This is a genomic window from Streptomyces globisporus, from assembly GCF_003501885.1.
In the GTDB taxonomy this organism is placed as follows: domain Bacteria; phylum Actinomycetota; class Actinomycetes; order Streptomycetales; family Streptomycetaceae; genus Streptomyces; species Streptomyces globisporus_D.
In genome coordinates this window covers 19,272-44,959 of the sequence record NZ_QWFA01000019.1, presented here as the reverse complement: position 1 = coordinate 44,959, position 25,688 = coordinate 19,272, and the positions used below count along the sequence as shown (strand labels likewise).

Annotated in this window: 24 protein-coding genes and 1 pseudogene; 18 read left to right on the top strand and 7 right to left on the bottom strand. The window is 72.3% G+C overall.

Going from position 1 to position 25,688, the window contains the following annotated elements:
* Nucleotides 1-96: 96 nt before the first annotated feature.
* Complete coding sequence (locus D3105_RS05585; protein ID WP_118900528.1) at nucleotides 97-549, bottom strand: TIGR03618 family F420-dependent PPOX class oxidoreductase; 453 nt, start codon at nucleotides 547-549, stop codon at nucleotides 97-99.
* A gap of 103 nt (nucleotides 550-652) precedes the next feature.
* Between D3105_RS05585 and D3105_RS05580 the strand changes: the two genes are divergently transcribed.
* On the top strand, nucleotides 653-1,201 hold the full coding sequence (locus tag D3105_RS05580) for a hypothetical protein (RefSeq protein WP_118900526.1): 549 nt from the start codon (nucleotides 653-655) through the stop codon (nucleotides 1,199-1,201).
* A gap of 110 nt (nucleotides 1,202-1,311) precedes the next feature.
* Here D3105_RS05580 and D3105_RS05575 read toward each other — a convergent pair whose 3' ends face one another.
* Entirely contained in the window at nucleotides 1,312-1,980 is a 669-nt protein-coding gene (locus tag D3105_RS05575) for a DedA family protein (RefSeq protein ID WP_118900524.1), read from the bottom strand.
* Between the two features lie 26 nt (nucleotides 1,981-2,006).
* On the bottom strand, nucleotides 2,007-2,894 hold the full coding sequence (locus D3105_RS05570; protein WP_118900522.1) for an SIS domain-containing protein: 888 nt from the start codon (nucleotides 2,892-2,894) through the stop codon (nucleotides 2,007-2,009).
* Nucleotides 2,895-3,126: 232 nt separating this feature from the next.
* On the opposite strand from D3105_RS05570, the gene D3105_RS05565 reads away from it, so the two are divergent.
* From D3105_RS05565 to D3105_RS05515, 11 genes are all read left to right on the top strand, one after another.
* Nucleotides 3,127-3,924, top strand: a complete 798-nt coding sequence (locus D3105_RS05565; protein WP_118900533.1) for a DeoR/GlpR family DNA-binding transcription regulator — start codon at nucleotides 3,127-3,129, stop codon at nucleotides 3,922-3,924.
* Between the two features lie 166 nt (nucleotides 3,925-4,090).
* Complete coding sequence (locus D3105_RS05560; RefSeq protein ID WP_006128240.1) at nucleotides 4,091-4,495, top strand: cell division protein SepF; 405 nt, start codon at nucleotides 4,091-4,093, stop codon at nucleotides 4,493-4,495.
* Between the two features lie 134 nt (nucleotides 4,496-4,629).
* A complete protein-coding gene (locus D3105_RS05555; RefSeq protein ID WP_118900520.1) occupies nucleotides 4,630-4,989 on the top strand; it encodes a nucleotide pyrophosphohydrolase in 360 nt (119 codons plus the stop codon).
* A gap of 124 nt (nucleotides 4,990-5,113) precedes the next feature.
* Nucleotides 5,114-5,629 carry a DUF6099 family protein gene (locus D3105_RS05550; protein ID WP_030716376.1) on the top strand — a complete coding sequence of 172 codons (516 nt, stop codon included), beginning with the start codon at nucleotides 5,114-5,116 and terminating at the stop codon, nucleotides 5,627-5,629.
* Nucleotides 5,630-5,747: 118 nt separating this feature from the next.
* Nucleotides 5,748-6,671 carry an LLM class F420-dependent oxidoreductase gene (locus D3105_RS05545; RefSeq protein ID WP_058954122.1) on the top strand — a complete coding sequence of 308 codons (924 nt, stop codon included), beginning with the start codon at nucleotides 5,748-5,750 and terminating at the stop codon, nucleotides 6,669-6,671.
* Between the two features lie 29 nt (nucleotides 6,672-6,700).
* Nucleotides 6,701-7,651, top strand: coding sequence for a homocysteine S-methyltransferase (gene mmuM / locus D3105_RS05540; RefSeq protein WP_118900518.1), 951 nt, complete (start codon nucleotides 6,701-6,703; stop codon nucleotides 7,649-7,651).
* 55 nt (nucleotides 7,652-7,706) lie between these two features.
* On the top strand, nucleotides 7,707-9,203 hold the full coding sequence (locus D3105_RS05535; RefSeq protein WP_118900516.1) for a 3' terminal RNA ribose 2'-O-methyltransferase Hen1: 1,497 nt from the start codon (nucleotides 7,707-7,709) through the stop codon (nucleotides 9,201-9,203).
* Complete coding sequence (locus D3105_RS05530; protein WP_240646813.1) at nucleotides 9,200-11,818, top strand: polynucleotide kinase-phosphatase; 2,619 nt, start codon at nucleotides 9,200-9,202, stop codon at nucleotides 11,816-11,818. The genes D3105_RS05535 and D3105_RS05530 overlap by 4 nt, the downstream gene beginning before the upstream one ends.
* Nucleotides 11,819-11,885: 67 nt before the next feature.
* Complete coding sequence (locus tag D3105_RS05525) at nucleotides 11,886-13,121, top strand: arginine deiminase (RefSeq protein ID WP_118900514.1); 1,236 nt, start codon at nucleotides 11,886-11,888, stop codon at nucleotides 13,119-13,121.
* A 114-nt stretch (nucleotides 13,122-13,235) separates the two neighbouring features.
* A complete protein-coding gene (gene argF / locus D3105_RS05520) occupies nucleotides 13,236-14,240 on the top strand; it encodes an ornithine carbamoyltransferase (RefSeq protein WP_118900512.1) in 1,005 nt (334 codons plus the stop codon).
* A gap of 216 nt (nucleotides 14,241-14,456) precedes the next feature.
* Nucleotides 14,457-15,944 carry an amino acid permease gene (locus tag D3105_RS05515; protein WP_118900509.1) on the top strand — a complete coding sequence of 496 codons (1,488 nt, stop codon included), beginning with the start codon at nucleotides 14,457-14,459 and terminating at the stop codon, nucleotides 15,942-15,944.
* Here the strand turns inward: D3105_RS05515 and D3105_RS05510 are convergent.
* Entirely contained in the window at nucleotides 15,895-16,344 is a 450-nt protein-coding gene (locus D3105_RS05510; protein WP_007452262.1) for an ATP-binding protein, read from the bottom strand. The two genes, D3105_RS05515 and D3105_RS05510, sit on opposite strands and share 50 nt — an antisense overlap.
* 297 nt (nucleotides 16,345-16,641) lie before the next feature.
* On the opposite strand from D3105_RS05510, the gene D3105_RS05505 reads away from it, so the two are divergent.
* Together D3105_RS05505 and D3105_RS05500 are read left to right on the top strand one after the other, a co-directional pair.
* Nucleotides 16,642-17,469: an enoyl-CoA hydratase family protein gene (locus D3105_RS05505; protein ID WP_118900507.1), complete on the top strand. Its 828-nt coding sequence runs from the start codon at nucleotides 16,642-16,644 to the stop codon at nucleotides 17,467-17,469.
* Nucleotides 17,454-19,763, top strand: coding sequence for a bifunctional salicylyl-CoA 5-hydroxylase/oxidoreductase (locus D3105_RS05500; RefSeq protein ID WP_118900505.1), 2,310 nt, complete (start codon nucleotides 17,454-17,456; stop codon nucleotides 19,761-19,763). The genes D3105_RS05505 and D3105_RS05500 overlap by 16 nt, the downstream gene beginning before the upstream one ends.
* Here the strand turns inward: D3105_RS05500 and D3105_RS05495 are convergent.
* Nucleotides 19,750-20,037, bottom strand: a pseudogene (locus D3105_RS05495) (hypothetical protein); the annotation flags it as partial. The gene D3105_RS05500 and the pseudogene D3105_RS05495 overlap by 14 nt on opposite strands.
* Before the next feature lie 151 nt (nucleotides 20,038-20,188).
* On the opposite strand from D3105_RS05495, the gene D3105_RS05490 reads away from it, so the two are divergent.
* Entirely contained in the window at nucleotides 20,189-20,767 is a 579-nt protein-coding gene (locus D3105_RS05490; RefSeq protein ID WP_118900503.1) for a DM13 domain-containing protein, read from the top strand.
* A gap of 43 nt (nucleotides 20,768-20,810) precedes the next feature.
* On the opposite strand, the gene D3105_RS05485 is transcribed toward D3105_RS05490, so the two are convergent.
* Together D3105_RS05485 and D3105_RS05480 are read right to left on the bottom strand one after the other, a co-directional pair.
* Entirely contained in the window at nucleotides 20,811-21,629 is an 819-nt protein-coding gene (locus tag D3105_RS05485) for a PaaX family transcriptional regulator (RefSeq protein ID WP_118900500.1), read from the bottom strand.
* Nucleotides 21,630-21,638: 9 nt separating this feature from the next.
* A complete protein-coding gene (locus tag D3105_RS05480; protein WP_118900498.1) occupies nucleotides 21,639-23,339 on the bottom strand; it encodes an AMP-binding protein in 1,701 nt (566 codons plus the stop codon).
* A 150-nt stretch (nucleotides 23,340-23,489) separates the two neighbouring features.
* Between D3105_RS05480 and D3105_RS05475 the strand changes: the two genes are divergently transcribed.
* The 3 genes from D3105_RS05475 to D3105_RS05465 all read left to right on the top strand — a co-directional run bounded on the left by D3105_RS05475 (nucleotide 23,490) and on the right by D3105_RS05465 (nucleotide 25,568).
* Nucleotides 23,490-24,653, top strand: a complete 1,164-nt coding sequence (locus D3105_RS05475; protein WP_118900496.1) for an acyl-CoA dehydrogenase family protein — start codon at nucleotides 23,490-23,492, stop codon at nucleotides 24,651-24,653.
* Complete coding sequence (locus tag D3105_RS05470; RefSeq protein ID WP_030581469.1) at nucleotides 24,650-25,051, top strand: RidA family protein; 402 nt, start codon at nucleotides 24,650-24,652, stop codon at nucleotides 25,049-25,051. The genes D3105_RS05475 and D3105_RS05470 overlap by 4 nt, the downstream gene beginning before the upstream one ends.
* An 85-nt stretch (nucleotides 25,052-25,136) precedes the next feature.
* Nucleotides 25,137-25,568 (top strand): (4Fe-4S)-binding protein, encoded by a 432-nt coding sequence (locus D3105_RS05465; RefSeq protein WP_118900494.1) that lies wholly within the window; start codon nucleotides 25,137-25,139, stop codon nucleotides 25,566-25,568.
* The last annotated feature ends 120 nt before the right edge of the window (nucleotides 25,569-25,688 follow it).

The following is a 25,688-nucleotide window of genomic DNA, read 5'->3' as shown; positions in this document are numbered from 1 at the left end:
GGCAAGAGGAGCGGCGAGGGGCGGGCTGGCGGGGCCGGGATCTGCCAGGGCTGTCCCTGCGGCCCCGGCAGCCCCTTCTTGCCGCTCCTCTTGCCGTCAGACGTCGAGCGCCGTGCCGTAGAGCCGGTCCACCTTCAGCCGGATGACCACCCGGCGCTCGGCCACCAACTCCCCGAAGAACGCAGCTTCGTCCTCGGGCCGCCCGGCCTCCGGGATCATCCCGAGCAGTTCCCGCCCGACCGCGTCCCCGGGCTCCGTCGTGCTCCCGGAGACCTCGGCCTCCCCTTCGGCGACGGCGAACGACCACACGTCGCCGCCCGACACGTGCAGCGCCGCACGGGGATCGCGCCGCAGATGCTTGATCTTGACCCGGTCGGCCGTGGTCGAGAACCGCACGATGCGGGCTTCGGGGTCCCAGTTGTAGACCATGGTGGTCAGATGGGGGTGGCCGCTGCGCTTGTTCGTGGCGAGCGTGCCGAACTGCTGTCGGCCGAGGAGGCCGGAGAGGGCTTCGTCGGACAGGGCGCGAGGTCCCGGGCGTTCAGTCATGAAGGGTCAACCTCCGTGGCCGCCCGGTAATTTCCGGGCCCCATCGGCCGACCGGAGCAGTGGCGACTGGTCACGTACAGGTTCGTCGACCATACTGCCCGCCGTGGAGCAGAGCATAGATTCGAACAAGAAGCCCGAGTTCGCCGCAGGCACCGACCCGGCGTTCATCCCCCTGCCCGGACTGGCGGCGCCCGCCGGAACCCGCAAGCCGGAACCGGAAGCGGAGTCGGAGTCCGTTCCGGAGGCGGCGGAGGTCCGCGACGACGAGGCCGGAACGGCGGCCGCGCAGGGCGACGCCGACCGGGAACCGGAAGCGGCGGTCGACGGCGAGGCCGAAGCTCAGGCCGAGGCCGATGCCGATGCCGAGGACGGGGATGGCCCCGTTTTCGAGGTCAGCGACCGGCGCGGTTCGATCCGGGTCGCCCGGGAAGGCGTCCGGTTCCGGCTGGACGACCAGGAGGCCGAGTTCGGCTGGGACGAGATCGGCGCGGTGGAGACCACCCCGGCCCGCTTCGGCCGCAGGTTCACGGTGACCGTCCACCTGTCGAGCCGCCGCTGGTTCAACGCCGAGGTCGAGGCGGCCAGCCGCAGCGAGCTCAAGAGCTGGCCGGCCGAGCTGGACAAGGCCCTGGACGCCTACTTCGAGGAGTGACGCCTGCGTCGCACCCTGAGCGGTCGTACGCGGGACACCCCGACGGGGTGTCCCGTCGACCGGGCGGGCCGGGCTGCGCTCCGGCCGTGCAGCTAGCGCCGCCCCCGGAGTCAGGGCTTCTCGCGTCCGCGCCCCCGGACCCGCATCGTGACGTAGACGGCCAGGGCGACGACGGCCAGGCCCAGGACGACCTTGGACACGACGCCGACGTACGCCCCGACGACGTCCCACTGGTCGCCGAGCAGGTATCCGGCCATCACGAGCACCGTGTTCCACACCAGGCTGCCCGTCGTCGTCAGCGCGACGAACACCGGCAGCGGCATGCGCTCCACACCCGCGGGTACCGAGATCAGGCTCCGGAACACCGGCACCATCCGGCCCAGCAGCACCGCCTTGGTGCCGTGCCGGGCGAACCACGCCTCGGTCCGTACCAGGTCGGAGGCCTTGACCAGCGGCAGCTTCGCCCACCAGGCATGCATCCGCTCCCGGCCGAACACGGCGCCGACGCCGTACAGCACCACCGCACCCACGACCGAGCCCAGCGTCGTCCAGAACAGCGCCGAGGCGATGCTGAGCACGCCCTGCGAGGCGGCGAACCCGGTCAGCGGCAGGATGACCTCGCTCGGCAGCGGCGGGAACACGTTCTCCAGGGCGATGGCCGCACCCGCCCCGGGCCCGCCGAACGTCTCGACCAGACCGGCGGCCCAGCCGGCGATGCCCCCCTGCGGCTCCGAGGCCGCCGACAGCCGGTGGGCCGCCGCGGACAGGGTCAGGTGCATGCCTCCATGGTCGCGCAGCCCCCGCCTCAGGCCCCGTCGAGAACCACCGAGCGGCTCAGATGGCGCGGCAGATCGGGGTCGAGCCCCCGGGCGGCCGCGCGGGCGAGGGCAAGGCGCTGGACGCGTACGAGATCGGCCAGGGGGTCGAGGGAGCCGTCCACCCACCGGGCGCCCGTGGCGCGGACCTGCTCCGGCAGGCCCTCGGGAGCCTCGCCGAACATCCAGGTCGTGGTGTCGGTGGTGGAGATGCTGATGGGGCCGTGGCGGTACTCCATCGCGGGATACGACTCCGTCCAGGACAGCGACGCCTCCTTCATCTTCAGCGCCGCCTCGTGGGCCAGACCGATCGTCCACCCCCGGCCGAGGAAGGAGAACTGGGTGCTCCGCAGCAGTTCGTCGGGGAGCGGCTCGGCGAGGGCTGCCTCCGCGTCCGCGACGACCGCGTCGGAGTGCAGACCGAGGTGGGCCCGCAGCAGGGTGAGGGCGGTCGTGGCGAAGCGGGTCTGGACGACGGACCGTTCGTCGGCGAAGTCCAGGACGACGAGAGCGTCGGCCGCCGCCCTGACCGGGGTCCGCGGATCCGCCGTGACGGCCACCGTGCGCGTCGTGCCGCGCAACCGGTTCAACAGCTCCAGCACCTCGGTCGTGGTCCCCGAGCGGGTCAGCGCGACGACCCGGTCGTAGCCGCGCCCGAAGGGGAACTCGGAGGCGGCGAAGGCGTCCGACTCGCCCTGGCCCGAGGCCTCGCGGAGCCCGGCGTAGGCCTGTGCCATGTAGAAGGAGGTGCCGCAGCCGACGACCGCGACACGCTCGCCCGCGACGGGCAGGGCGGCGGCCTCGGGGCCCCCGGCCAGGGCGGCGGCGCGCCGCCAGCAGGCGGGCTGACTGGCTGTCTCGGTCTCGGCATACGACACGTCTGCACTCCACGGGAACGAGGTGGACCACGGGATGGGGGCTGAGCGGGGCCGAACACCCCGCGTGTAGAATTCTGCACGTTACATGCAGTTATCGAGCAAAAACAAGCAAGGTGCAGGTGGGGGGGGGAGGGCTCCCGGCGGGCCCTGTGCGACGCTTGCGGCGGTCCGGCCCCCGGCGACCGCGTTCCCGCGAAACGCGGTGCCCGCGCCGGACGGTGAGGAGACGCTCTTGTCCAGGGACGCCCGGTGGGACGCGCTGCTGGAACTGGTCGGCAAGCACGGCAGGGTGGACGTCGAGGAGGCGGCGACGGCGCTCGACGTCTCGGCCGCCACCATCCGCCGCGACCTGGACCAGCTGGCAGAACAGCACCTGCTCACCCGCACCAGGGGCGGCGCGGTCGCCCACGGCGTCTCCTACGAACTGGCCCTCCGCTACAAGACGGGCCGCCACGCGCCGGAGAAGCAGGCCATCGGCCGCGCGGTGTCCGGCCTCGTGGCCGTCGGCGAGGTCGTCGGCCTGACCGGCGGGACGACCGTGACCGAGGTGGCCAGGGCGCTGGCGGTACGCCCGGACATCGTGGGCGAGACGGCGGTGGCGGGCGGCCAGCCGACGCTGACCGTGGTGACCAACGCCCTCAACATCGCGAGCGAGCTGGCGATCCGCCCGCAGATCAAGATGGTCGTGACGGGCGGCGTCGCCAGGCCCCAGTCGTACGAGCTGACGGGCCCGCTCGCCGTCGGCGTGATGAACGAGATCACGCTCGACGTCGCCGTCCTCGGGGTGAACGCCATCGACATCGAGCGCGGCGCGTACGTCCACCACGAGGGCGAGGCCAGCGTCAACCGGCTGCTCGCGGAACGGGCCCAGCGGGTGGTGGTGGCGGCCGACTCGTCGAAGATCGGCAAGCGGGCCTTCGCGCGCGTCTGCGACCTGGGCCTCGTCGACGTCCTGGTCACCGACTCCCACATCGGGGCGGAGGCCAGGGACCGGTTCGGCGAGGCGGGGGTCCAGGTCATCACGGTCTGACGGGCCCGGCCGCCATGAACCGATGCCTGACGGGTATCGGATGCGACACGGACGCGGACTTCGCCGTGTCGCTGGTACGCCGAACGGGTGAGGGGCGAGAGGATTGCCCGATGAACAGTGAGTGCAGCCGGTGCCCATCCGACCGGCTCGACGACGGGGTGAACCGGTGAGCAGGTACGACAGGTATGACAGATACGACGCCACCGACGAGCAGTGGGAGGGGCTCGCCCAGGTCGTACCCCTGCGCGGCCGTGACGAGTGGCCGTCCCGGATCGACCACCGCACCGTCCCCGACGAGCGCGCCGCCGAACAGCGCCGCCTCGTCGTCCTGCGGGTGCAGGTCTTCGCGGACGCCCGGGAGGTCGCCGAGTACCTCGTCGCCCAGGTTCCGGTGCTGCTCGACCTGACGGCGGCGGAAACGGACGTGGCGAAGCGGATCCTCGACTTCAGCAGCGGTGTGGTCTTCGGTCTGGGCAGCGGTATGCACCGCGTCGACCGCAACGTCTTCCTGCTCGCACCGGTGGGCATGGAGGTCGAGGGGGTCACGCCCGCGGGCCTCGCCCAGTCGTAGCAAGCGGCACTGGGGGCGGCGGCCGGGGCGGCGGCAGCCGGTTCCGGACCGCCGACCTCGCCTCCGCCAGGAGCCCGCGATGTGCGGGAGCCGCGCGGGAGGCACTGTCGGTGGCCGGTGATAGACCTGGTGCTGTGACGGACATCGATGTGGCAGAACTCCAGCGTCGGCTGGCCGCGTTCGCGGCGGCGCGGGACTGGGGGCAGTACCACACCCCGAAGAACCTGGCGGCCGCGCTCAGCGTCGAGGCCTCCGAACTGCTGGAGGTCTTCCAGTGGCTGACGCCCGAACAGTCGGCCGGGATCATGGAAAACCCCGAATCCGCCCACCGGGTTGCCGACGAGGTGGCGGACGTGCTCGCCTATCTCCTGCAGTTCTGCGAGGTGTTGGGCATCGACCCGACGGCGGCACTGGTGGCCAAGTTGGAGCGGAACGAGAAGCGCTTCCCGCTGCCGAGCGCCGCCGAACCCCCCGATCGTCACTCTTCGGAGTGATCAAGTTATCCACATTCGACTTCGTGTCCACAGATTTCCGATTTCCTCTGGCCTTACGGTGCTGTCTACCTCACTGTGGGTAATGAATGAGGTGAGCGGGTTTTCGTACGGACGGGGGAGACAGATGGAAGCGGAGCGACTCATCGAGGCGGGCCGGCGGGCTCTGGCCGACAGCCGGGGCGCGCTGGACGTCATGGCGGAGGCCTGGCAGGCGCAGGCGCTCGCCCGGGCGGTCGGCAGTCGGCTGGCGCTGTGCGGGCCGATGGAATTACGGAGCGAGGCACGGGCGCTGGGGGAGATCGGCGCCGGATGCTCGGCGCTGGACCATCCGACGGTGATCTCCGGCGGCGCCAGGGCCGCCCAGTTGTCGGGGATCGGCGAGGTCCGGCCCGCCCTGGCCGGGCTCGCGCTGCTGCTCGGCGAGGCCGGGATCGCTCTGGTCGGGGTGGCCTGCGACACGGGGGAGGACGGGCTGTACTGGCAGTGCATCGAGGCCATGGACGCGGCGGACGAATCACTGGACCGCGTGCACGGGATGCTGAGACGCCTGGCGGAAAGGGAGCGGGAGCCGGAGCGGGCGAGGGAGCGCGACGGCCCGTACGGCATACGCGGCCCCGCACCGTCGGCCGCAGGGCCCTGAGCGGAGGCACGGGCTCTGAGGTGCTCCGAGGGGGTGGCGCCGGCCCCGATGAGGGAAGGCACGGGTTCCGGGGGAGGCAAGGGCCGGACGACGGCCTCGGGGGAGGCAGGATGGAGGCATGGATCTTCGCATCTTCACCGAGCCCCAGCAGGGGGCCGACTACGACACCTTGCTCACCGTCGCCAAGGCCACGGAGGACCTGGGCTTCGACGCCTTCTACCGCTCCGACCACTATCTCCGCATGGGCTCCGGCGACGGTCTGCCCGGACCGACGGACGCCTGGATCACCCTGGCCGGACTGGCGCGCGAGACCCGGCGGATCCGCCTCGGCACGCTGATGACCGCCGGCACGTTCCGGCTTCCGGGAGTGCTGGCCATCCAGGTGGCCCAGGTCGACCAGATGTCCGGCGGCCGGATCGAACTGGGCCTGGGCGCGGGCTGGTTCGAGGAGGAGCACAAGGCCTACGGCATCCCGTTCCCGAAGGAGAAGTTCGGCCGCCTGGAGGAGCAGCTCGCGATCGTCACCGGGCTGTGGGCGACGGAGGTCGGCAAGACCTTCAGCTACGACGGGACCTACTACCAGCTCACCGACTCGCCCGCGCTGCCCAAGCCCGCCCAGGCCAAGGTGCCCGTTTTGATCGGCGGCCACGGGGCGACGCGCACCCCCCGCCTCGCCGCGCAGTACGCGGACGAGTTCAACATCCCGTTCGCCTCGCTGGAGGACAGCGAGAAGCAGTTCGGCCGGGTCCGGGCCGCCGCGCAGGCGCACGGGCGCTCGCCGGACGACCTCGTGTACTCCAACGCGCTGATCGTCTGCACGGGCAAGGACGACGCCGAGGTCGCCCGGCGCGCGGCGGCCATCGGCCGGGATGTGGAGGAGCTCAAGGCGAACGGCCTGGCCGGATCGCCCGCCGAGGTGGTCGACAAGATCGGCCGCTACGGGGCGATCGGCTCGTCGAGGATCTACCTCCAGATCCTCGACCTGGACGACCTGGACCATCTGGAACTGATCTCCTCGCAGATCCAGTCCCAGCTGACCTGACCTGACCTGACCTGACTGAGGAGGCTGAGGTGGCCGCGAGCACGGGCAGTACGCTCGCCGACGCGCTGGACGCCGGACCCGTCCTGCTGGACGGCGGGCTTTCCAACCAGCTGGAGGCGCAGGGCTGCGATCTGTCCGACGCGCTGTGGTCGGCCCGGCTGCTGGCCGACGCGCCGGAACAGATCGAGGCCGCCCACCTCGCCTACCTCCGGGCCGGGGCGCGGGTGCTCATCACGGCCAGCTATCAGGCCACGTTCGAAGGGTTCGGGAGATACGGGCTCGACCGGTCCGGGACCGAGGCCCTGCTCGCCCGCAGCGTGCAGCTGGCCCGGGGCGCCGCCGACGCGGCGCGCCGGGCGGGCCCCGGGCGGGAGACCTGGGTCGCCGCGTCCGTCGGACCGTACGGGGCGATGCTCGCGGACGGCAGCGAGTACCGGGGGCGTTACGGGCTGAGCGTCGGTGAGCTGGAGCGTTTCCACCGCCCCCGCGTGGCGGCGCTCGCGGCGGCCGGGCCCGATGTCCTGGCGCTGGAGACCGTGCCGGACCTGGACGAGGCCGAGGCTCTGGTCCGGGTGGCCGAGGAGACCGGACTGCCGTACTGGCTCTCCTACAGCGTGGCCGGTGGCCGGACCCGGGCCGGCCAGCCGTTGGATGAGGCGTTCGCGGTGGCGGCCGGGCGGAAGTCCGTCATCGCGGTCGGGGTCAACTGCTGCGACCCGGACGAGGCGCATGAGGCGGTGGAGCTGGCGGCGGCGGTCACGGGCCGGCCCGCCGTGGTCTATCCGAACAGCGGCGAGGGCTGGGACGCCGGGGCGCGGGGGTGGACCGGGCGCTCCACCTTCGACCCGGGCAGGGTGCGGGCCTGGACGCGGGCCGGGGCCCGCCTCGTCGGGGGTTGCTGCCGGGTGGGTCCTGACCTCATGGCCGAGCTGGCCGGTCTTTTGGAGGAGCCGGGGGAGCCGGAGAAGCCGGTGCAGTAGACAAGCGGGCGAAAATGCCTGGTGGGGGCAAGGGGCGAGGATCATACTCGGACAGGTGTTCCTGACAATCGGTACGACCGGCACCCCTGAACGCCCCGCCACGGATCTGGGCTTCCTGCTGCACAAGCATCCCGACAAGGCGCAGACGTTCTCCACCTCGCACGGCACCGCGCACGTCTTCTATCCCGAAGCGTCCGCCGAGCGCTGCACGGCCGCACTCCTGCTGGAGGTGGATCCGGTGGCGCTGGTGCGGCGCGGCAAGGGCAAGGGCCGGGGAGGCGCGCCCGACGCGGCGCTCGCGCAGTATGTCAACGACCGTCCCTACGCGGCGTCCTCGCTGGTGTCGGTCGCCATCTCCGCCGTGTTCAAGTCCGCGCTCGGCGGTGTCTGCCGGGCCATGCCCGAGCGGGCCGAGAGCCCGCTGCCGCTGCGGATCGAGGTGCCCGCCCTGCCCGCCCGGGGCGGCGTCGAGCTGGTGCACAAGCTGTTCGCGCCGCTCGGCTGGGAGCGGGTCGAGGCCACGGCCGTGCCGCTGGACGAGGAGTTCCCCGCGTGGGGCGACTCGCGCTACGTACGGCTGTTGCTGGAGGGCGAGTTGCGGCTCGCCGACGCGCTGCGGCAGCTCTATGTCCTGCTGCCGGTGCTCGACGACGCCAAGCACTACTGGGTCGCGCCCGACGAGGTGGACAAGCTGCTGCGGGCCGGGGAGGGCTGGCTGGCCGACCACCCCGAGCGGCCGCTGATCACCCGGCGCTATCTGTCCCACCGCTGGGGGCTCACCCGCCAGGCCGACCAGGCCCTGGAGCTGGTCCGGCTCGCCGAGTCGGACGACCTCGACGTGGACAGCGTCGACAACGCGGTGGACGAGAGCACCGACACCGAGGAGAAGCCGGTCCCGCTCGCCGCGCAGCGGCGCACCGCGATCCTCGACGCGCTGCGCGCCGCCGGGGCGAGCCGGGTGCTCGACCTCGGCTGCGGGCAGGGCCAGTTGGTGCAGGCGCTCCTCAAGGACGTGCGGTTCACCGAGATCGTGGGCGTCGACGTCTCGATGCGTGCCCTCACCATCGCCTCGCGGCGGCTCAAGCTGGACCGGATGGGGGAGCGCCGGGCCGACCGGGTCACCCTGCGGCAGGGCTCGCTGACCTACACCGACAAGCGGCTCGCCGGATATGACGCCGCCGTGCTCAGCGAGGTCGTCGAGCACCTGGATCTGCCCCGGCTGCCCGCCCTGGAGTACGCGGTGTTCGGCGCGGCACGACCGGGGACCGTGCTCGTGACCACGCCGAACGTCGAGTACAACGTGCGCTGGGAGACCCTCCCGGCCGGACACGTCCGGCACGGCGACCACCGCTTCGAATGGACCCGCGCCGAATTCCGGGACTGGGCCGGGCAGGTGGCCGAACGGCACGGCTACACCGTCCGGTACGAGCCGGTCGGGCCGGACGACCCCGAGGTGGGGCCGCCGACCCAGATGGCCGTGTTCACCCGCACCACCGAGCAGACCGACAAGACCGAGCAGACCGAGAAGAAGAAGGAGGCGGAAGCCGCATGAACAGCGACCACAGCACCACCGGCGCGGAGGCCGCCGAGGCCGCCGAGGCCGTCGGCCGGGCCACCGCCGCCGCACCGAGCCCCGTGCGCACCCTGCCGGTGACCGACCTCTCCCTCGTCGTTCTCATCGGCGCCAGCGGATCGGGCAAGTCCACCTTCGCCCGCAAGCACTTCAAGCCGACCGAGGTCATCTCCTCGGACTTCTGCCGGGGCCTGGTCGCCGACGACGAGAACGACCAGAGCGCCAGTCGCGACGCCTTCGACGTCCTGCACTACATCGCGGGCAAGCGACTGGAGGCCGGGCGGCTCACCGTCATCGACGCCACCAGTGTCCAGTCCGAGAGCCGCAAGCAGCTCGTCCAGCTGGCCAGGAAGTACGACGTCCTGCCCATCGCCATCGTCCTGGACCTCCCCGAGGAGGTCTGCGCCGCCCGCAACGCGGCCCGCCCGGACCGCGCCTCCATGCCCCGCCACGTCATCCAGCGGCACCGCCGCGAGCTGCGGCGCTCGCTGCGCGGCCTGGAGCGCGAGGGCTTCCGCAAGGTGCACGTCCTGCGCACGGAGGAGGAGGCCGAGCGCGCCGAAGTGGTCCTGGAGCGCCGCTACAACGACCTGCGCCACCTCACCGGGCCGTTCGACATCATCGGGGACATCCACGGCTGCAGCTCCGAGCTGGAGACCCTGCTCGGCAAGCTCGGTTACACGGACGGTGCCCACCCCGAGGGGCGCACCGCCGTGTTCGTCGGCGACCTCGTCGACCGGGGCCCCGACAGCCCCGGAGTGCTGCGCCGCGTGATGTCCATGGTGGCGTCGGGCGACGCCCTGTGCGTCCCCGGCAACCACGAGAACAAGCTCGGCCGCTATCTCGCGGGCCGCAAGGTCCAGCTCACCCACGGGCTCGCCGAGACCGTCGAGCAGCTGGAGCGCGAGGACGCCGAGCACCCCGAGTTCCGGGGGCAGGTACGGGAGTTCATCGACTCCCTGGTCAGCCACTACGTCCTGGACGAGGGCAAGCTGGTGGTCTGTCACGCCGGGCTGCCCGAGAAGTACCACGGCCGCACCTCCGGCCGGGTCCGCTCGCACGCGCTGTACGGGGACACCACCGGCGAGACCGACGAGTTCGGCCTGCCCGTGCGCTACCCGTGGGCCGAGGAGTACCGGGGCCGCGCCACCGTGGTCTACGGCCACACCCCCGTCCCCACCACCTCCTGGATCAACAACACCATCTGCCTGGACACCGGCGCCGTCTTCGGCGGGAAGATGACCGCGCTGCGCTGGCCCGAGCGTGAACTCGTCGACGTACCCGCCGAGAAGGTCTGGTACGAGCCGGTCAAGCCGCTGGTGACCGAGGCGCCCGGAGGCAGGGAGGGCCGGCCGCTGGACATCGCCGACGTCCAGGGCCGCCGGGTCGTGGAGACCCGGCACATGGGGCGCGTCGCCGTGCGCGAGGAGAACGCAGCCGCCGCGCTCGAAGTCATGAGCCGGTTCGCCGTCGACCCGCAGCTCCTCGCCTACCTGCCGCCCACGATGGCCCCCACTGCCACCTCCCGCGAGGACGGCTTCCTGGAGCACCCGGCCGAGGCGTTCGCGCAGTACGCGGCGGACGGAGTCGAGCGGGTCGTGTGCGAGGAGAAGCACATGGGCTCCCGGGCCGTCGCCCTGGTCTGCAAGGACGCGGAGGCGGCCACCGCGCGGTTCGGCACGGCGGGCCCCACCGGCGCGCTGTACACCCGCACCGGCCGCCCCTTCCTGGACGACCCGGCCATGACCGAAGAGGTCCTGGCCCGGCTCCGCAGCGCCGTCACCGCCGCCGGACTCTGGGCGGAGTGGGACACCGACTGGGTGCTCCTGGACGCCGAGCTGATGCCGTGGTCGCTGAAGGCGGGTGGGCTGCTGCGCTCGCAGTACGCCGCCGTCGGCGCCGCGTCCGGCGCCGTCTTCCCGCCGGCCGTCGCCGCCCTGGAGCAGGCGGCCTCCCGGGGCGTGGAGGTGGCGGGCCTCGCCGGACACCAGCGGGCTCGCGCGCAGGACGCCGCCGCGTTCACCGAGGCGTACCGGCGCTACTGCTGGCCCACCGAGGGGCTGGAGGGGGTGCGCCTGGCCCCCTTCCAGATCCTCGCCGTCCAGGGCCGCTCCCTGGCCGCCGTCCCGCACGACGAGCAGCTCGCCTGGCTCGACCTGCTCGTGGAGCACGACCCGACCGGGCTGCTCCAGGTCACCCGCAGGCTCGTCGTCGACACCGGCGACGAAGCCTCGGTCCGCGCGGGTGTGGACTGGTGGCTGGAGATGACCGGGCGCGGCGGCGAGGGCATGGTCGTCAAGCCCCTCGGTGCCCTCGTCCGGGACGCCAAGGGCCGCCTCGTCCAGCCCGGCATCAAGGTGCGGGGCCGGGAGTATCTCCGCATCATCTACGGCCCCGAGTACACCCGCCCGGAGAATCTGGAGCGCCTGCGCTCCCGGTTCCTCGGCCACAAGCGCTCGCTCGCGCTGCGGGAGTACGCGCTCGGTCTGGAGGCGCTGGACCGGCTGGCGGAGGGCGAACCGCTGTGGCGGGTCCACGAGGCGGTGTTCGCCGTCCTGGCCCTGGAGTCGGAGCCGGTGGACCCCCGGCTCTGACGGCGGGCGATCCAACCGGTAGGCGATTCGCCGGGTGAACGGTGCTCCGCGCGGTGAGGATGAAGGCATGGGATTCCATGTCGACTCCGAAGCCGGGCGGCTGCGCCGCGTCATACTCCACCGCCCCGATCTGGAGCTGAAGCGGCTCACCCCCAGGAACAAGGACGCGCTCCTGTTCGACGACGTCCTGTGGGTGCGCCGCGCCCGGGAGGAGCACGACGGGTTCGCCGACGTCCTGCGCGACCGGGGGGTCGCCGTGCACCTCTTCGGGGATCTGCTGCGCGAGTCCCTCGATATCCCGGTCGCGCGGCGGCTCGTGCTCGACCGGGTCTTCGACGAGAAGGAGTACGGCCCGCTCGCCACCGAGCATCTGCGGGCCGCCTTCGAGCAGTTGTCCGCTGCCGAGCTGGCGGAGGCGCTGGTCGGCGGCATGACCAAGCGGGAGTTCCTGGAGCGGTACAGCGAACCGACCTCCGTCCGCTTCCACGTGATGGACCTGGACGACTTCCTCCTCGGTCCGCTCCCCAACCACCTCTTCACCCGGGACACCTCGGCCTGGATCTACGACGGGGTCTCCATCAACGCCATGCGCTGGCCCGCCCGGCAGCGCGAGACCGTCCACTTCGAGGCGATCTACCGCCACCACCCGCTCTTCACCGGACCGGAGGCGGGCGTCTTCCACCACTGGTCGGAGGGGCAGGACGACTACCCCTCCACCATCGAAGGCGGCGACGTCCTGGTCATCGGACAGGGCGCGGTCCTGATCGGGATGAGCGAGCGCACCACGCCGCAGGCGGTGGAGATGCTGGCCCGCGGGCTCTTCGACGCCGGTTCGGCGCGCACGATCGTGGCGCTCGACATGCCCAAGGCTCGCGCGTTCATGCACCTGGACACGGTGATGACGATGGTGGACGGCGACACGTTCACGCAGTACGCCGGTCTCGGCATGCTCCGCTCGTACACCATCGAGCCCGGCAGCGGCCCCCGCGAGCTGAAGGTCACCGACCATCCGCCCGAGCACATGCACCGCGCCATCGCCGCCGCCCTCGGCCTCGACGCGATCCGGGTGCTCACCGCCACCCAGGACGTGCACGCGGCCGAGCGCGAGCAGTGGGACGACGGCTGCAACGTGCTCGCGGTCGAGCCCGGCGTGGTCGTCGCGTACGAGCGGAACGCCACCACCAACACCTATCTGCGCAAGCAGGGCATCGAGGTGATCGAGATCCGGGGCAGCGAGCTGGGCCGGGGGCGGGGCGGGCCGCGCTGTATGAGCTGCCCGGTGGAGCGGGACCCCGTGGCATGAGCGGCCGGCGTAAGGCGACCCCATGGACCTGTATAGAGATGCGAGGCATCGTATAGACTTCCAGCCCTGCCGCGCGCAGTGCGCCGATCCCCGTCCGACCCAGGAGCAGTCATCATGGCCATAGACCTCACCGGCCGCCACTTCCTCAAGGAGCTGGACTTCACCTCCGAGGAGTTTCTCGGCCTGGTCGCGCTGGCCGCCGAGCTCAAGGCGGCCAAGAAGGCCGGGGCCGAGGTCCAGCGGCTGCGCGGGAAGAACATCGCGCTGATCTTCGAGAAGACCTCGACCCGGACGCGCTGCGCGTTCGAGGTCGCCGCCGCCGACCAGGGCGCCTTCACCACCTACCTCGACCCCGCGGGCTCCCAGATGGGCCACAAGGAGTCCGTGAAGGACACCGCCCGGGTGCTCGGTCGGATGTTCGACGGGATCGAGTACCGGGGCGACAGTCAGCAGGCCGTCGAGGAGCTGGCCGCGCACGGCGGCGTGCCGGTCTTCAACGGGCTCACCGACGACTGGCACCCCACCCAGATGCTCGCCGACGTCCTCACCATGACCGAGTGCCGCGAGGGGCCCCTCGCGGGGACGGCCTTCGCCTACCTCGGCGACGCCCGCTTCAACATGGGCAACTCCTACCTGATCACCGGCGCCCTGCTCGGCCTGGACGTCCGGATCGTCGCCCCCGAGGCGTACTGGCCGGACGAGACGGTCGTGGCGCAGGCCCGGAAGCTCGCCGAGGTCAGCGGCGCGAAGATCACCCTCACCGGCGATGTGGCCCAGGGCGTCGCGGGCGCCGACTTCGTCGCCACCGACGTCTGGGTCTCCATGGGGGAGCCCAAGGAGGTCTGGGCCGAGCGCATCGCCGCCCTCGGGCCCTACGCCGTGACGATGGACGTCCTGCGGGCCACCGGCAACCCGGACGTGAAGTTCCTGCACTGCCTGCCGGCCTTCCACGACCTCGGCACCCAGGTCGGCCGGGACATCCACGCCCGGTACGGGCTGACGGAGCTGGAGGTCAGCGACGAGGTCTTCGAGTCGCCGCACTCCGTCGTCTTCGACCAGGCGGAGAACCGGATGCACACGATCAAGGCCGTCCTGGTGGCGACGCTCGCCGGAAAGTAGCGCCCGCAAGGGCGCGCTCGGTACGGATACGGGGCAGGGGTTCGCATGCTCATGCGCCCGATTGGGTGAACATGCGTGCCGGTGGCTACGATGTCGGCTCTTGGTGGGGTTCGGACCCGGGGAGACCCCCGCAGGGTCGAACCCCATACCTGTGCCGCCGCACCCCGGCGCACGGGCCGTCCCCCCACTGCACCACCAGAGATGAGAACGTCCCGCATGAGCACCGGTCTGCCGCGATCCGGCACCCCGAAGCCCGCCGGCCCCCACCTGTCGGGCCTGCGCCGCAAGAGCCCCGAGCGGCTCATCGCCGAATCCGGCGGCGACCTGGAGGGCCACGGCCTCAAACGCACGATGGGCCTCTTCCAGCTCGTCTGCTTCGGGGTCGGCGCTATCGTCGGCACCGGCATCTTCGTCGGGCTCTCCGACAGCGTCGCCGAGGCCGGCCCCGCCGTCGTGATCTCCTTCGTCCTCGCGGCGATCACCTGCATCTTCACCGCCCTCTCCTTCGCGGAGCTGGGCAGCGCCATCCCGGTCTCCGGAAGCTCGTACTCCTTCGCGTACGCGGCGCTCGGCGAGCGCACCGCCTTCCTCGTCGGCTGGTGCCTGCTGCTGGAGTACGGCGTCTCGGTCTCCGCCGTCGCGGTGGGCTGGAGCCAGTACGTCAACGAGCTGCTGAACAGCATCTTCGGCTGGGAACTGCCCGCCGCCCTGTCCTCCGGGCCCGGTGACGGCGGTGTGGTCAACCTGCCCGCGGTCGTCGTGATCGCCATGGCCGCCACCCTGCTGGTGCGCGGCGTCCGCGAGAGCGCCACGGCCACCGCCGCCATGGCGGTCCTCAAGATCGGCATCCTGGTCGCGTTCTGCGCGGTGGCGTTCAGCGCGTTCCAGGACGACAACCTCATGCCGTTCGCCACCCACGGGCTGGGCGGGATCACCGCGGGCGCCTCGCTCGCGTTCTTCTCCTACATCGGCTTCGACGCCATCACCACCGCCGGCGAAGAGGTCAAGAACCCCCGCCGCAACATCCCGATCGCCATCCTGATCTGCATCGGCGTCGTCACCCTGCTCTACTGTGCCGTGGCTCTCTCCGCCATCGGCGCGATCGGCTCGGACGACGTGGCGAACAAGAGCGCCGCTCTCTCGATCGCCGTCAACGAGGTCACCGACTCCTCGGTGGGCGGTGGCATCATCGCCTTCGGCGCGGTCGTCGCCATCGCCTCGGTGGTGCTCGCCGTGATGTACGGGCAGACCCGCATCCTGATGTCGATGTCCCGCGACGGACTCATTCCGCGCGTCTTCGAACGGGTCTCTCCCACGACCCACACCCCGGTCGCCAACACCTGGATCGTCGCCTGCGTCTTCGCGGTCCCGGCCGCCTTCGTCTCGCTCGACGTCGTCGTGAACCTGACGACCATCGGCACGCTCGCCACGATGGTCGCCGTCAACGTCGCGGTGGTGGTGCTCCGCCGCCGCAACCCCGAGCTGAAGCGGTCCTTCCGGGTCCCGCTCTACCCGGTCAGCCCGCTGCTGGGCGTCGCCTTCTGCCTGTATCTGATGTACGGGACCGGCTGGACGACCTGGGTCCAGTTCGCGGTCTTCCTGGCCGTCGGCTCGCTCCTCTACGCCGGCTACGGCCGCAAGCGCTCCCGGCTGGTCAGCTCCCCGGCGACGGACCCGGCTGCGCCGGTATCGCCGGAAGCGTGAACCAGACGGCCTTGCCGTGCTCCGTGGTGCGGTGACCGCACGCGGAGCTGAGGGTCCGGATCAGCAGCAGGCCGCGGCCGTGCTCCTGCCAGGGATCGACCTCGAAGCCCGGCTGCGGCCGGGACAGGTCGCCCGGCGGGGCGGGGTCGCGGTCGTGCACCTCGACCTGGCAGCCGGTGGGCAGCAGCTCCACGACCAGCTCGATGGGCTCGCCGCCCAGGGTGTGCTCGACCGCGTTGGCCACCAGTTCGGCGGTCAGCAGTTCAGCGGTGTCGCTGTCGGCCGGGGCGTCGATGTCCGACAGGGCCGTACGGATGAGAGCCCGGGCGATCGGCACGGCCGCGGTGGAGTGCGGCAGGGCGATGCGCCAGGAAGCAGGGACGGGGACATCGGGCGGCACGGCAGGGTTTCCGTTCGGGAGCGGGTCTACCTGAAGCGGGAGGTCTCGGCCCTCGGGCAGGCATCTTCTCTGGTTCACGTCGTACTCGTGGCGAGACTTCCTGGTTTCAACCTTACGAACCGCTCCGGCCCAGCCATAGGGGCGGTCGACCGGAGCAAAGGGGACTTTCGCCACAACGGTCTCATGGATGCTGTATTGCGACCTCGTGACGGCAGTCACGCTTGAGTGATAACTTCGGAGGCGGAACGCGACCCGCGCACGGCCGGCACCAGCCCGATCGCTGAAGGGGACCCCTCCATGAGCCCGTTTCCCAGCTCGGCCCCGAGCACCGAGGAATGGCGTCATCTCCGGCTGACCCGGGACGACGGTGTGGCAACCGTCACATTCTCCCGCCCCGAAAAACTCAACGCGCTCACCTTCGGCGCCTACGCCGATCTGCGGGACCTTCTCGCCGAGCTCTCCCGGGAGCGCTCCGTCCGCGCCCTCGTCCTCGCCGGGGAGGGGCGCGGCTTCTGCTCCGGCGGCGACGTCGACGAGATCATCGGCGCCACCCTGGCCATGGACACCGCACAGCTCCTCGACTTCAACCGGATGACCGGACAGGTCGTCCGGGCCCTGCGGGAGTGCCCCTTCCCCGTCGTCGCCGCCGTTCACGGTGTCGCGGCGGGTGCCGGGGCCGTCCTGGCCCTCGCCGCCGACTTCCGGGTCGCCGATCCCTCGGCCCGCTTCGCCTTCCTCTTCACCCGGGTCGGCCTCTCCGGCGGCGACATGGGTGCGGCCTACCTGCTGCCCCGGGTCGTCGGCCTCGGCCACGCCACCCGCCTCCTGATGCTCGGCGACGCGGTCCGCGCCCCCGAGGCGGAGCGGATCGGCCTGATCAGCGAGCTGGCCGAGGAGGGGAAGGCCGACGAACGCGCCGCCGAGCTGGCCCGCCGCCTCGCCGACGGCCCTGCCCTCGCGCTCGCCCAGACCAAGGCCCTGCTCACCGCCGAGCTGGACATGCCGCTCGCCGCCTCCCTGGAGCTGGACGCCAACACCCAGGCCCTCCTGATGCACGGCGAGGACTACGCCGAGTTCCACGCCGCCTTCACCGAGAAGCGGCCCCCGAAGTGGCAGGGGCGGTAGCCGTGGCGGGCGGCGGACCGTCCGTGCGGCGCATCGCGGTCATCGGCGGCGGCCCCGGCGGGCTCTACGCCGCGTCCCTGCTCAAACGGCTCGACCCGGACCGCGAGGTCACCGTCTTCGAGCGCAACGCCCCCGACGACACCTTCGGCTTCGGCGTCGTCCTCTCCGACGAGACCCTCGGCGGCATCGAGCACGCCGACCCCGAGGTGTACCGCGCCATCAGCCGCGAGTTCGTCCGCTGGGACACCATCGACATCGCCCACCGCGGCCGCACCCACACCTCCGGCGGGCACGGCTTCGCCGCCCTCGGCCGCCGCCGGCTCCTGGAGATCCTGCACGAGCGCTGCGCCGGCCTCGGCGTCGACCTCCGCTTCCGCACCCCGGCCCCGCCCGCCGCCGAGCTGGCCGCCCACCACGACCTGGTCATCGCCGCCGACGGGGTGCACAGCGCCACCCGTGCGGCGCACGCCGACGCCTTCGGCCCGGGCATCACCGAACACCGCAACCGCTACATCTGGCTCGCCGCCGACTTCACGCTCGGCGCCTTCCGCTTCGAGATCGCCGAAACGCCCTACGGCGTCATGCAGTTGCACGGCTACCCCTACGCCGCCGATGCCTCCACCGTCATCGTCGAGATGAGCGAGGAGGTGTGGCGCGCCGCCGGACTCGACACCTGCGACGCGGCCGAATCCACCACCCGCTGCGCCAAGTTCTTCACCGAGGCCCTCGACGGCCGCCCCCTGCGCTCCAACCGGTCCTCCTGGCTCGCCTTCCGTACGGTCACCAACTCCCGCTGGTCCCAAGGCAACATCGTGCTCATCGGCGACGCGGCCCACACCGCCCACTTCTCCATCGGCTCCGGCACCAAGCTCGCCGTCGAGGACGCCCTTGCGCTAGCCGCCTGCATCGAGGAACAGCCCGACCTTCCGTCCGCGTTGACGGCGTACGAGGCCGAGCGCCGCCCGGTCGTCGCCTCGACGCAGCGCGCCGCCGCGGCCAGCCTGCGCTGGTTCGAGGAGCTGGCCCACTACGTCGACCAGCCGCCCCGGCGCTTCGCGTTCAACCTGCTCACCCGCAGCCGCCGGGTCACCCACGACAACCTCCGGCTGCGCGACGCCTCGTTCACCGCCGCCGTCGAGGAGGAGTTCGGCTGCCCGCCCGGCACCCCGCCGATGTTCACCCCGTTCCGGCTGCGCGGTCTGGAGCTGCGCAACCGCGTCGTCGTCTCACCCATGGACATGTACTCCGCCACCGACGGACTCCCCGGCGATTTCCACCTCGTCCACCTCGGGGCCCGCGCGCTCGGCGGCGCGGGGCTCACCATGACCGAGATGGTCTGCGTCAGCCCCGAGGGCCGCATCACCCCCGGCTGCACGGGCCTGTGGAGCGACGAACAGGCCCTGGCCTGGCGGCGGATCACCGACTTCGTCCACACTTCGGCCCCCGGCGCCGCCATCGGCGTCCAGCTCGGTCACTCCGGCCGCAAGGGCTCCACGAGACTGATGTGGGAGGGCATCGACCAGCCCCTGGACAGCGGTAACTGGCCCCTGACGGCCGCCTCCCCACTCCCGTACGCCCCGGGCGTCAGCCAGGTACCGGCCGAGTTGGACCGGGCCGGACTGGAGGCCGTACGCGAGCAGTTCGTGGCGGCCGCCCGGCGCGCCGCCGACTCCGGCTTCGACCTCCTCGAACTGCACTGCGCCCACGGCTATCTGCTCTCCGGCTTCCTCTCCCCGCTCACCAACCACCGCACCGACGCCTACGGTGGATCCCTGGCGGGCCGGCTCCGGTTCCCCCTCGACGTCTTCGACGCCGTGCGCGAAGTCTGGCCGCAGGAACGGCCGATGACCGTCCGGATCTCCGCCACCGACTGGGCCGAGGGCGGCACCGACGCCGAGGACGCCGTCACGATCGCCCGCGCCTTCGCCGGGCACGGGGCCGACGCCATCGACGTCTCCACCGGCCAGGTCGTGCCCGAGGAGCGCCCCGAGTACGGCCGCTCCTACCAGACCCCGTACGCCGACCGGATCCGCAACACCGTGGACGTCCCCGTCATCGCGGTCGGCGCGATCTCCTCCTGGGACGACGTCAACTCCCTGCTCCTGGCGGGCCGCGCCGACCTCTGCGCCCTGGCCCGCCCCCACCTGTACGACCCGCACTGGGCCCTCCACGCGGCGGCCGAACAGGGCTACACGGGGCCGGGTGCGCCCTGGCCCCTCCCGTACGGCGCGGGCAGCCGCACCCCGCCCACCGGCCGTACCGATGGACCGAAGCCCCGGCTCACGCTGGGGTGACCAGACACGTGTGACAGAGGCACGGCGTGGGGTGCGGCGCGCCGTGGCGGGTCTCGCGGTACGTGGCGGCGAGCCGCTCCAGCAGCGCGGCCGGCTCCTCGGTCTCCTCCCGGGTCTGCGGGCGCACCGCGATCGCGTCGGCCCGTCGCAGCACGGCCGGCGCGTACGCCAACTTCGCCCGGAAGGTGTGCAGGTGACGCGAACCCGTGTCGACGGTGATCCAACGGCCGGTGCGGGCCCGCCCGATGGTGGTCACCTGCTCGTGCCCCATCCCGCACACGGAGAGCGAGCTTCCCGGCGTCCGGCGGCGGTGATGCCGTAAGACTTTCGTCATCCGGGAGAGATCGCCGCGGGTGGGGTCGGTCGGATTGGATGGTGGTCCGGAGCCGGTGTATCAGGTCGGCCGACGTAGCGGAGGAACCGAAATGGGACGGGTGCGCGGAACTCTGACGCGGCCGGTGGTGGCGGGAGCCCTGGCGGTGGCCGTGGTGCTGGTGGGCGTGGGGCTCTACTGGTTCAAGCCGTGGACGCTCTGGCAGGACGACACCGTTCAGGAAGCCCTGCCCGAGGTGACGGCCGCGGAGTCCGCTGACACCTCCGCAGGCCGGTCGGCGACGCCGGAGAAGGCTCCCGGCCCCGAGCGGACCGCGCCGGTGACCGTGGCCTCCGGTGATCTGATCAGCCACGAGCACGCCACGTCCGGCACGGTGAAGCTGCTGCGGCTCGCCGACGGTTCGCACATCGTGAGGCTGGAGGATCTCGACACCAGCAACGGCCCGGATCTCAGGGTCTGGCTGACCGATGCACCCGTGAAGGAGGGCCGGGCCGGGTGGTTCGTCTTCGACGACGGGCTCCATGAAAGCCTCGGCAAGCTGAAGGGAAACAAGGGATCCCACAACTACCGGCTGCCCGCCGGCCTCGACCCGGCGGACTTCACCAGCGTCAGCATTTGGTGCGACCGGTTCGACGTCTCCTTCGGCGCTGCCGAGCTGGGCCGCGTCTGACAGCCGACGCGCTCGTCCGTTCCTTGCGCAGGCTGCCTCGCCCTCACTCCCGTACGAACCGCTCCCCGGCGTCCCGCAGCCGCTCGTGCAACCGGCCGAACACCTCCGCGGACCGGCCGCCCGGCCAGTCCGCGGGCAGCAGCTCCGCCGGCAGGCCCGGGTCCGCGTACGGGAGTTGCCGCCAGGAGTCCAGCGCCAGCAGGTAGTCCCGGTAGGCGGTCTGCGGGCGGGGTACGCCGTCGGCCCCGGACGCCTCCCAGTCCCGCAGCACCGGCTCGTGCAGCTCCAGGAAGTCGTGGTGCAGGCGCGCCACCGTGTCCAGGTCCCACCAGCGGGCGACCGCCTCGCGGGTGGCGGCGAAGCCGAGGTGCTCACCCCGGAACAGGTCGACGTACGGGTCGAGTTCGAGCCGTTCCAGGGTGTGCCGGGTCTCTTCGTACAGCCCGCCCGGCGCGATCCACACCCCGGGCGCGGCCGTGCCGAAGCCCAGCCGGGCCAGCCGGGAGCGCAGCACATGGCGCTTGCTGCGCTCCGCCTCCGGCACGGAGAACACCGCGAGCACCCAGCCGTCGGCGAGGCTCGGCGCGGGGTGCCGGTAGATCCGCCGGTCCCCGTCGTCCAGCAGCTGCCGGGCGTCCGGCGACAGCGCGTACCCCGCGGAGCCGTCCCCGGCCCGGGCGGCCACCAGCAGACCGCGCCGTTTCAGCCGCGAGACGCACGAGCGTACCGAGGGGGCGTCGACGCCCACGGCGTGCAGCAGGCGGATCAGCTCGGACACGGCGAACGGCGCACCGTCCGCCGGACGGCCGTAAGCGCCGTAGAGCGTGATGATCAGGGAGCGGGGGGTGCGCAACTCGGCCACGTGATCACTCTAGGCTCTGTCCTTCCGGAGGTCTTCCCGGAGCAGGAACCGCTGGAGCTTGCCGGTCGCGGTGCGCGGCAGGGACTCCTCGAACACGAAGACGCGCGGGCACTTGTGCGGGGCGAGGTTGGCCTTCATATGGGCGCGCAGCGAGTCCGCCGTCTGCTCCGACCCCTCGGTCAGCACCACGTGCGCCACCACGATCTCGCCGCGCAGCTCGTCCGCCCGGCCCACCACGGCCGCCTCCGCGACCTCCGGGTGGCGCAGCAGTGCGTCCTCCACCTCGGGGCCCGCGATGTTGTACCCGGAGGAGATGATCATGTCGTCGGCGCGGGCCACGTAACGGAAGTAGCCGTCGGGTTCGCGGACGAAGGTGTCGCCGGTGAGATTCCAGCCGTGCCGGACGTACTCCGTCTGGCGGGGGTCGGCGAGATAGCGGCAGCCGACCGGGCCGCGTACGGCGAGCAGCCCCGGCTCGCCGTCCGGCAGCTCCTCGCCGTGCTCGTCCACCACCCGGGCCCGCCAGCCCGGCACGGGCACCCCCGTCATCCCCGGCCGGATCGCGTCGTCGGCGGCCGAGATGAAGATGTGCAGCAGTTCGGTGGCCCCGATGCCGTTGATGATGCGCAGCCCCGTGGCCTCGTACCAGGCCCGCCAGGTCGCCTCCGGCAGGTTCTCCCCGGCCGACACGCAGCGCCGCAGCGCCGACAGGTCATGACCGTTCAGCTGGCCGAGCATCGTGCGGTAGGCCGTCGGCGCCGTGAACAGCACCGATACCCGGTGGCGGACCAGCGCGGGCAGCAGATGCTGCGGACCGGCCTGTTCCAGCAGCAGCGTCGAGGCCCCGGCCCGCAGCGGGAAGACCAGCAGCCCGCCCAGGCCGAACGTGAAGCCCAGCGGCGGACTGCCCGCGAACACGTCGTCGGCCGAGGGGCGCAGCACATGGCGGGAGAAGGTGTCGGCGATGGCCAGGAGGTCCCGGTGCAGATGCATACAGCCCTTGGGGCGCCCGGTGGTCCCCGAGGTGAACGCGATGAGCGCGACCTCGTCGGCGGCCGTGTCCACCGCCCGGTACGGACCGCTCCTGCCCTCCGCCAGCCGGGTGAGGTCGTCGGGTCCGTCCCCGCCGAACAGGGTGATCCGCAGCCCGTCCACGTCCGCCTTCGCCAGATCCTCCGCGGACCGGGCGTCGCACAGCGCGTGGCCGATGCGCGCCAGCGAGCAGATGGTGGCCAGCTCCGTGGCGCGCGCCTGCGCCAGTACGGTGACGGCGATCGCGCCCGCCTTCATGACGGCGAGCCAGCAGGCGGCCAGCCAGGGCGTGGTGGGCCCGCGCAGCAGCACCCGGTTGCCCGGCACCACGCCCAGGACCTCCGTCAGCACGTGCGCGATGCGGTCCACGGTCTCCCGCAGCTCGCCGTAGCTCCAGACGCTCCCGTCGCCGGAGCGCAGCGCGGGACGGTCGGCGCCGAGCTCCTCGACCGTGCGGTCCAGCAGCTCGTGCCCGCAGTTCAGCCGGTCGGGGTAGCGCGGCGCCGGATCGTCCAGGAGGAGTTCCGGCCACTGCTCCGGCGGTGGGAGATGGTCGCGCGCGAAGGTGTCGGTATGGGCGCCGGTGGCGCGCCCGGTCGGCTCGTGAGGCGCGCCGGGGACGCGTACGGACGCGTCGGCGGCGGCTGTGGGCGTGTTCGGCGAGGAATTCGGCTCCATGAAGGATCGCCCCCTTGTCGCCTCTGGAGCGTATCGTTTGGGTGACGGTAGTCAACGGTCCGCGATAAGCCATGGCGTGCGATGCGATGCGACGAGATGCCACCCGACGCGACGGGGCACGCGACACGACGCGACAAGAGAGGCGCCGCCATGACGGCATTCTCCCTCGAACCGGAACAAACCGCCTGGTGCGAGGAGCTCCGTACGCTCGCCGTACAGGAACTGCGCCCGCTGGCGGAGAAGGGGGAGCCCGGGCGGGTCAACCGCCCCCTCCTGGCCGCACTCGGCGAGCTGGGCCTCCTCGGCCGGATGCTGGGGTCCGGCGCGCTGGACCTGTGCCTGCTGCGGGAGTCGCTGGCCCGGGGCTGCACCGAGGCCGAGACCGCGCTCGCCCTCCAGGGCCTCGGCACCACCCCGATCGTCCAGGCGGGCACCCCCGCCCACCGCGAACGATGGCTCCCCGAGGTCCGGGCCGGGCAGGCCGTCGCCGCGTTCGCGCTGAGCGAGCCGGGGGCGGGCTCCGACGCGGCGGCCCTGAGCCTGACCGCCGAGCACACCCCTGCGGGCTGGGCGCTGAACGGCGAGAAGTGCTGGATCTCCAACGCCCCCGAAGCCGACTTCGCCGTGGTCTTCGCCCGCACCACCCCCGGCGCGGGATCCCGGGGCATCACCGCGTTCCTGGTCCCCGCCGACCGGCCCGGGCTCACCGGCTCCGCCCTCGACATGCTCTCCCCGCACCCCATCGGCACCCTGGAGTTCGACGGCGTACCGGTCACCGCCGACGACGTCCTCGGCGAACCCGACCGGGGCTTCCGGGTCGCCATGAACACCCTCAACCTCTTCCGCCCCAGCGTCGGGGCCTTCGCCGTCGGGATGGCTCGCGCCGCCCTCGACGCGACGCTCGACCACACCGCCCACCGGACCGCGTTCGGCGGCCCACTGAGCGACCTCCAGGCCGTCTCGCACCAGGTCGCCGAGATGGCCACCCGCACCGAGGCCGCCCGCCTGCTGGTGTACGCGGCGGCAGCGGCGTACGACGCGGGGGAGAGCGGGGTACCGCGCCGCGCGGCGATGGCCAAGCTGTACGCCACCGAGACCGCGCAGTACGTCGTCGACGCCGCCGTCCAGCTGCACGGCGCCCGCGCCCTGCGCCGGGGCCATCTGCTCGAACACCTCTACCGCGAGGTCCGCGCGCCGCGCATCTACGAGGGCGCGAGCGAGGTGCAGCGCACCATCATCGCCAAGGAGCTGTACGCGAACGCCGCCCAGCTCCCCGACCCGCACGAGCCCCCGACCGAGGAGCCGCCCGCATGAGTCCGTCGCACCGGATCAACCCGGCCGAACTCTCCCCGCCCACCGGCTTCAGCCACGCGGTCGTCGCCACCGGCGGGCACCTGGTCTTCCTCGCCGGGCAGACCGCGCTCGACCCGGAGGGGAAGGTCGTCGGGGCCACCCTGCCCGAGCAGTTCGCGCTCGCGCTCGGCAATCTGCTCACCGCCCTCCACGCGGCCGGCGGCGCCCCCGCCGACCTCGCCCGGGTCACCGTCTACGCCACCGACGTCGACGACTACCGCTCCCACTCCGCCGAGCTGGGCCGGATCTGGCGCAGGCTCGCGGGACGCGACTACCCGGCGATGGCCGTCATCGGGGTCGCCCGGCTCTGGGACGAACAGGCGATGGTCGAGATCGACGGGGTCGCGGTCCTCCCGTGAGACCCCGGCCCCCGAGTAGCGGCGCCGGGGCGCCGGGGCGAGGCTGAAGGGGTCAGGATGCCGAACCGACCCGGGAGAGTCAGCGGTGACCAGCCGGCCGCCCCCGCGCCCCGCCGCCAAGTCCTACGACGGCGAGGGCATCGTCGTCGGCTTCGACGCGCACCGCTGCCTGCACGCCGCCGAGTGCGTGCGCGGGCTCCCCACCGTCTTCGACGTCGGCCGCCGGCCGTGGGTCCAGCCCGACAACGCCTCCGCCGACGAGGTCGCCGAGGTCATCCACCGCTGCCCGAGCGGCGCCCTCCAGTACCACCGCACCGACGGCATGCCCGACGAGGTCCCCGACGTCCCCACCCATGTGTCGCTCCACGCCGACGGCGTGCTGCACCTGCGCGGGGACCTGGAGGTCGCCACCCCGTACGGGCCCCGCCACGAGACCAGGGCGATGCTCTGCGGCTGCGGCGCCACCGCCGACACGCCCTACTGCGACCACAGCGGACCCTGCGCCGGACACGGCTGAGACAGCCGGGCCCCGAGGGGCGGAACGCAGCGGGCCGGGCCGCGCGCGGCGCGCCGGACGGGTGAATCGCCCCGAGAGATATATCTGTATTTAGTGCCCTTTATTCCGGACGCCCCGCCA

Bases quoted from the DNA above. Each gene is read 5' to 3' on its own strand.
- argF (WP_118900512.1), top strand. From the start codon at position 13,236: ATGGCCATAGACCTCACCGGCCGCCACTTCCTCAAGGAGCTGGACTTC.
- D3105_RS05475 (WP_118900496.1), top strand. From the start codon at position 23,490: ATGACGGCATTCTCCCTCGAACCGGAACAAACCGCCTGGTGCGAGGAG.
- D3105_RS05515 (WP_118900509.1), top strand. From the start codon at position 14,457: ATGAGCACCGGTCTGCCGCGATCCGGCACCCCGAAGCCCGCCGGCCCC.
- D3105_RS05505 (WP_118900507.1), top strand. From the start codon at position 16,642: ATGAGCCCGTTTCCCAGCTCGGCCCCGAGCACCGAGGAATGGCGTCAT.
- D3105_RS05585 (WP_118900528.1), bottom strand. From the start codon at position 549: ATGACTGAACGCCCGGGACCTCGCGCCCTGTCCGACGAAGCCCTCTCC.
- D3105_RS05550 (WP_030716376.1), top strand. From the start codon at position 5,114: ATGGAAGCGGAGCGACTCATCGAGGCGGGCCGGCGGGCTCTGGCCGAC.
- D3105_RS05575 (WP_118900524.1), bottom strand. From the start codon at position 1,980: ATGCACCTGACCCTGTCCGCGGCGGCCCACCGGCTGTCGGCGGCCTCG.
- D3105_RS05530 (WP_240646813.1), top strand. From the start codon at position 9,200: ATGAACAGCGACCACAGCACCACCGGCGCGGAGGCCGCCGAGGCCGCC.
- D3105_RS05480 (WP_118900498.1), bottom strand. From the start codon at position 23,339: ATGGAGCCGAATTCCTCGCCGAACACGCCCACAGCCGCCGCCGACGCG.
- D3105_RS05525 (WP_118900514.1), top strand. From the start codon at position 11,886: ATGGGATTCCATGTCGACTCCGAAGCCGGGCGGCTGCGCCGCGTCATA.
- D3105_RS05545 (WP_058954122.1), top strand. From the start codon at position 5,748: ATGGATCTTCGCATCTTCACCGAGCCCCAGCAGGGGGCCGACTACGAC.
- D3105_RS05490 (WP_118900503.1), top strand. From the start codon at position 20,189: ATGGGACGGGTGCGCGGAACTCTGACGCGGCCGGTGGTGGCGGGAGCC.
- D3105_RS05470 (WP_030581469.1), top strand. From the start codon at position 24,650: ATGAGTCCGTCGCACCGGATCAACCCGGCCGAACTCTCCCCGCCCACC.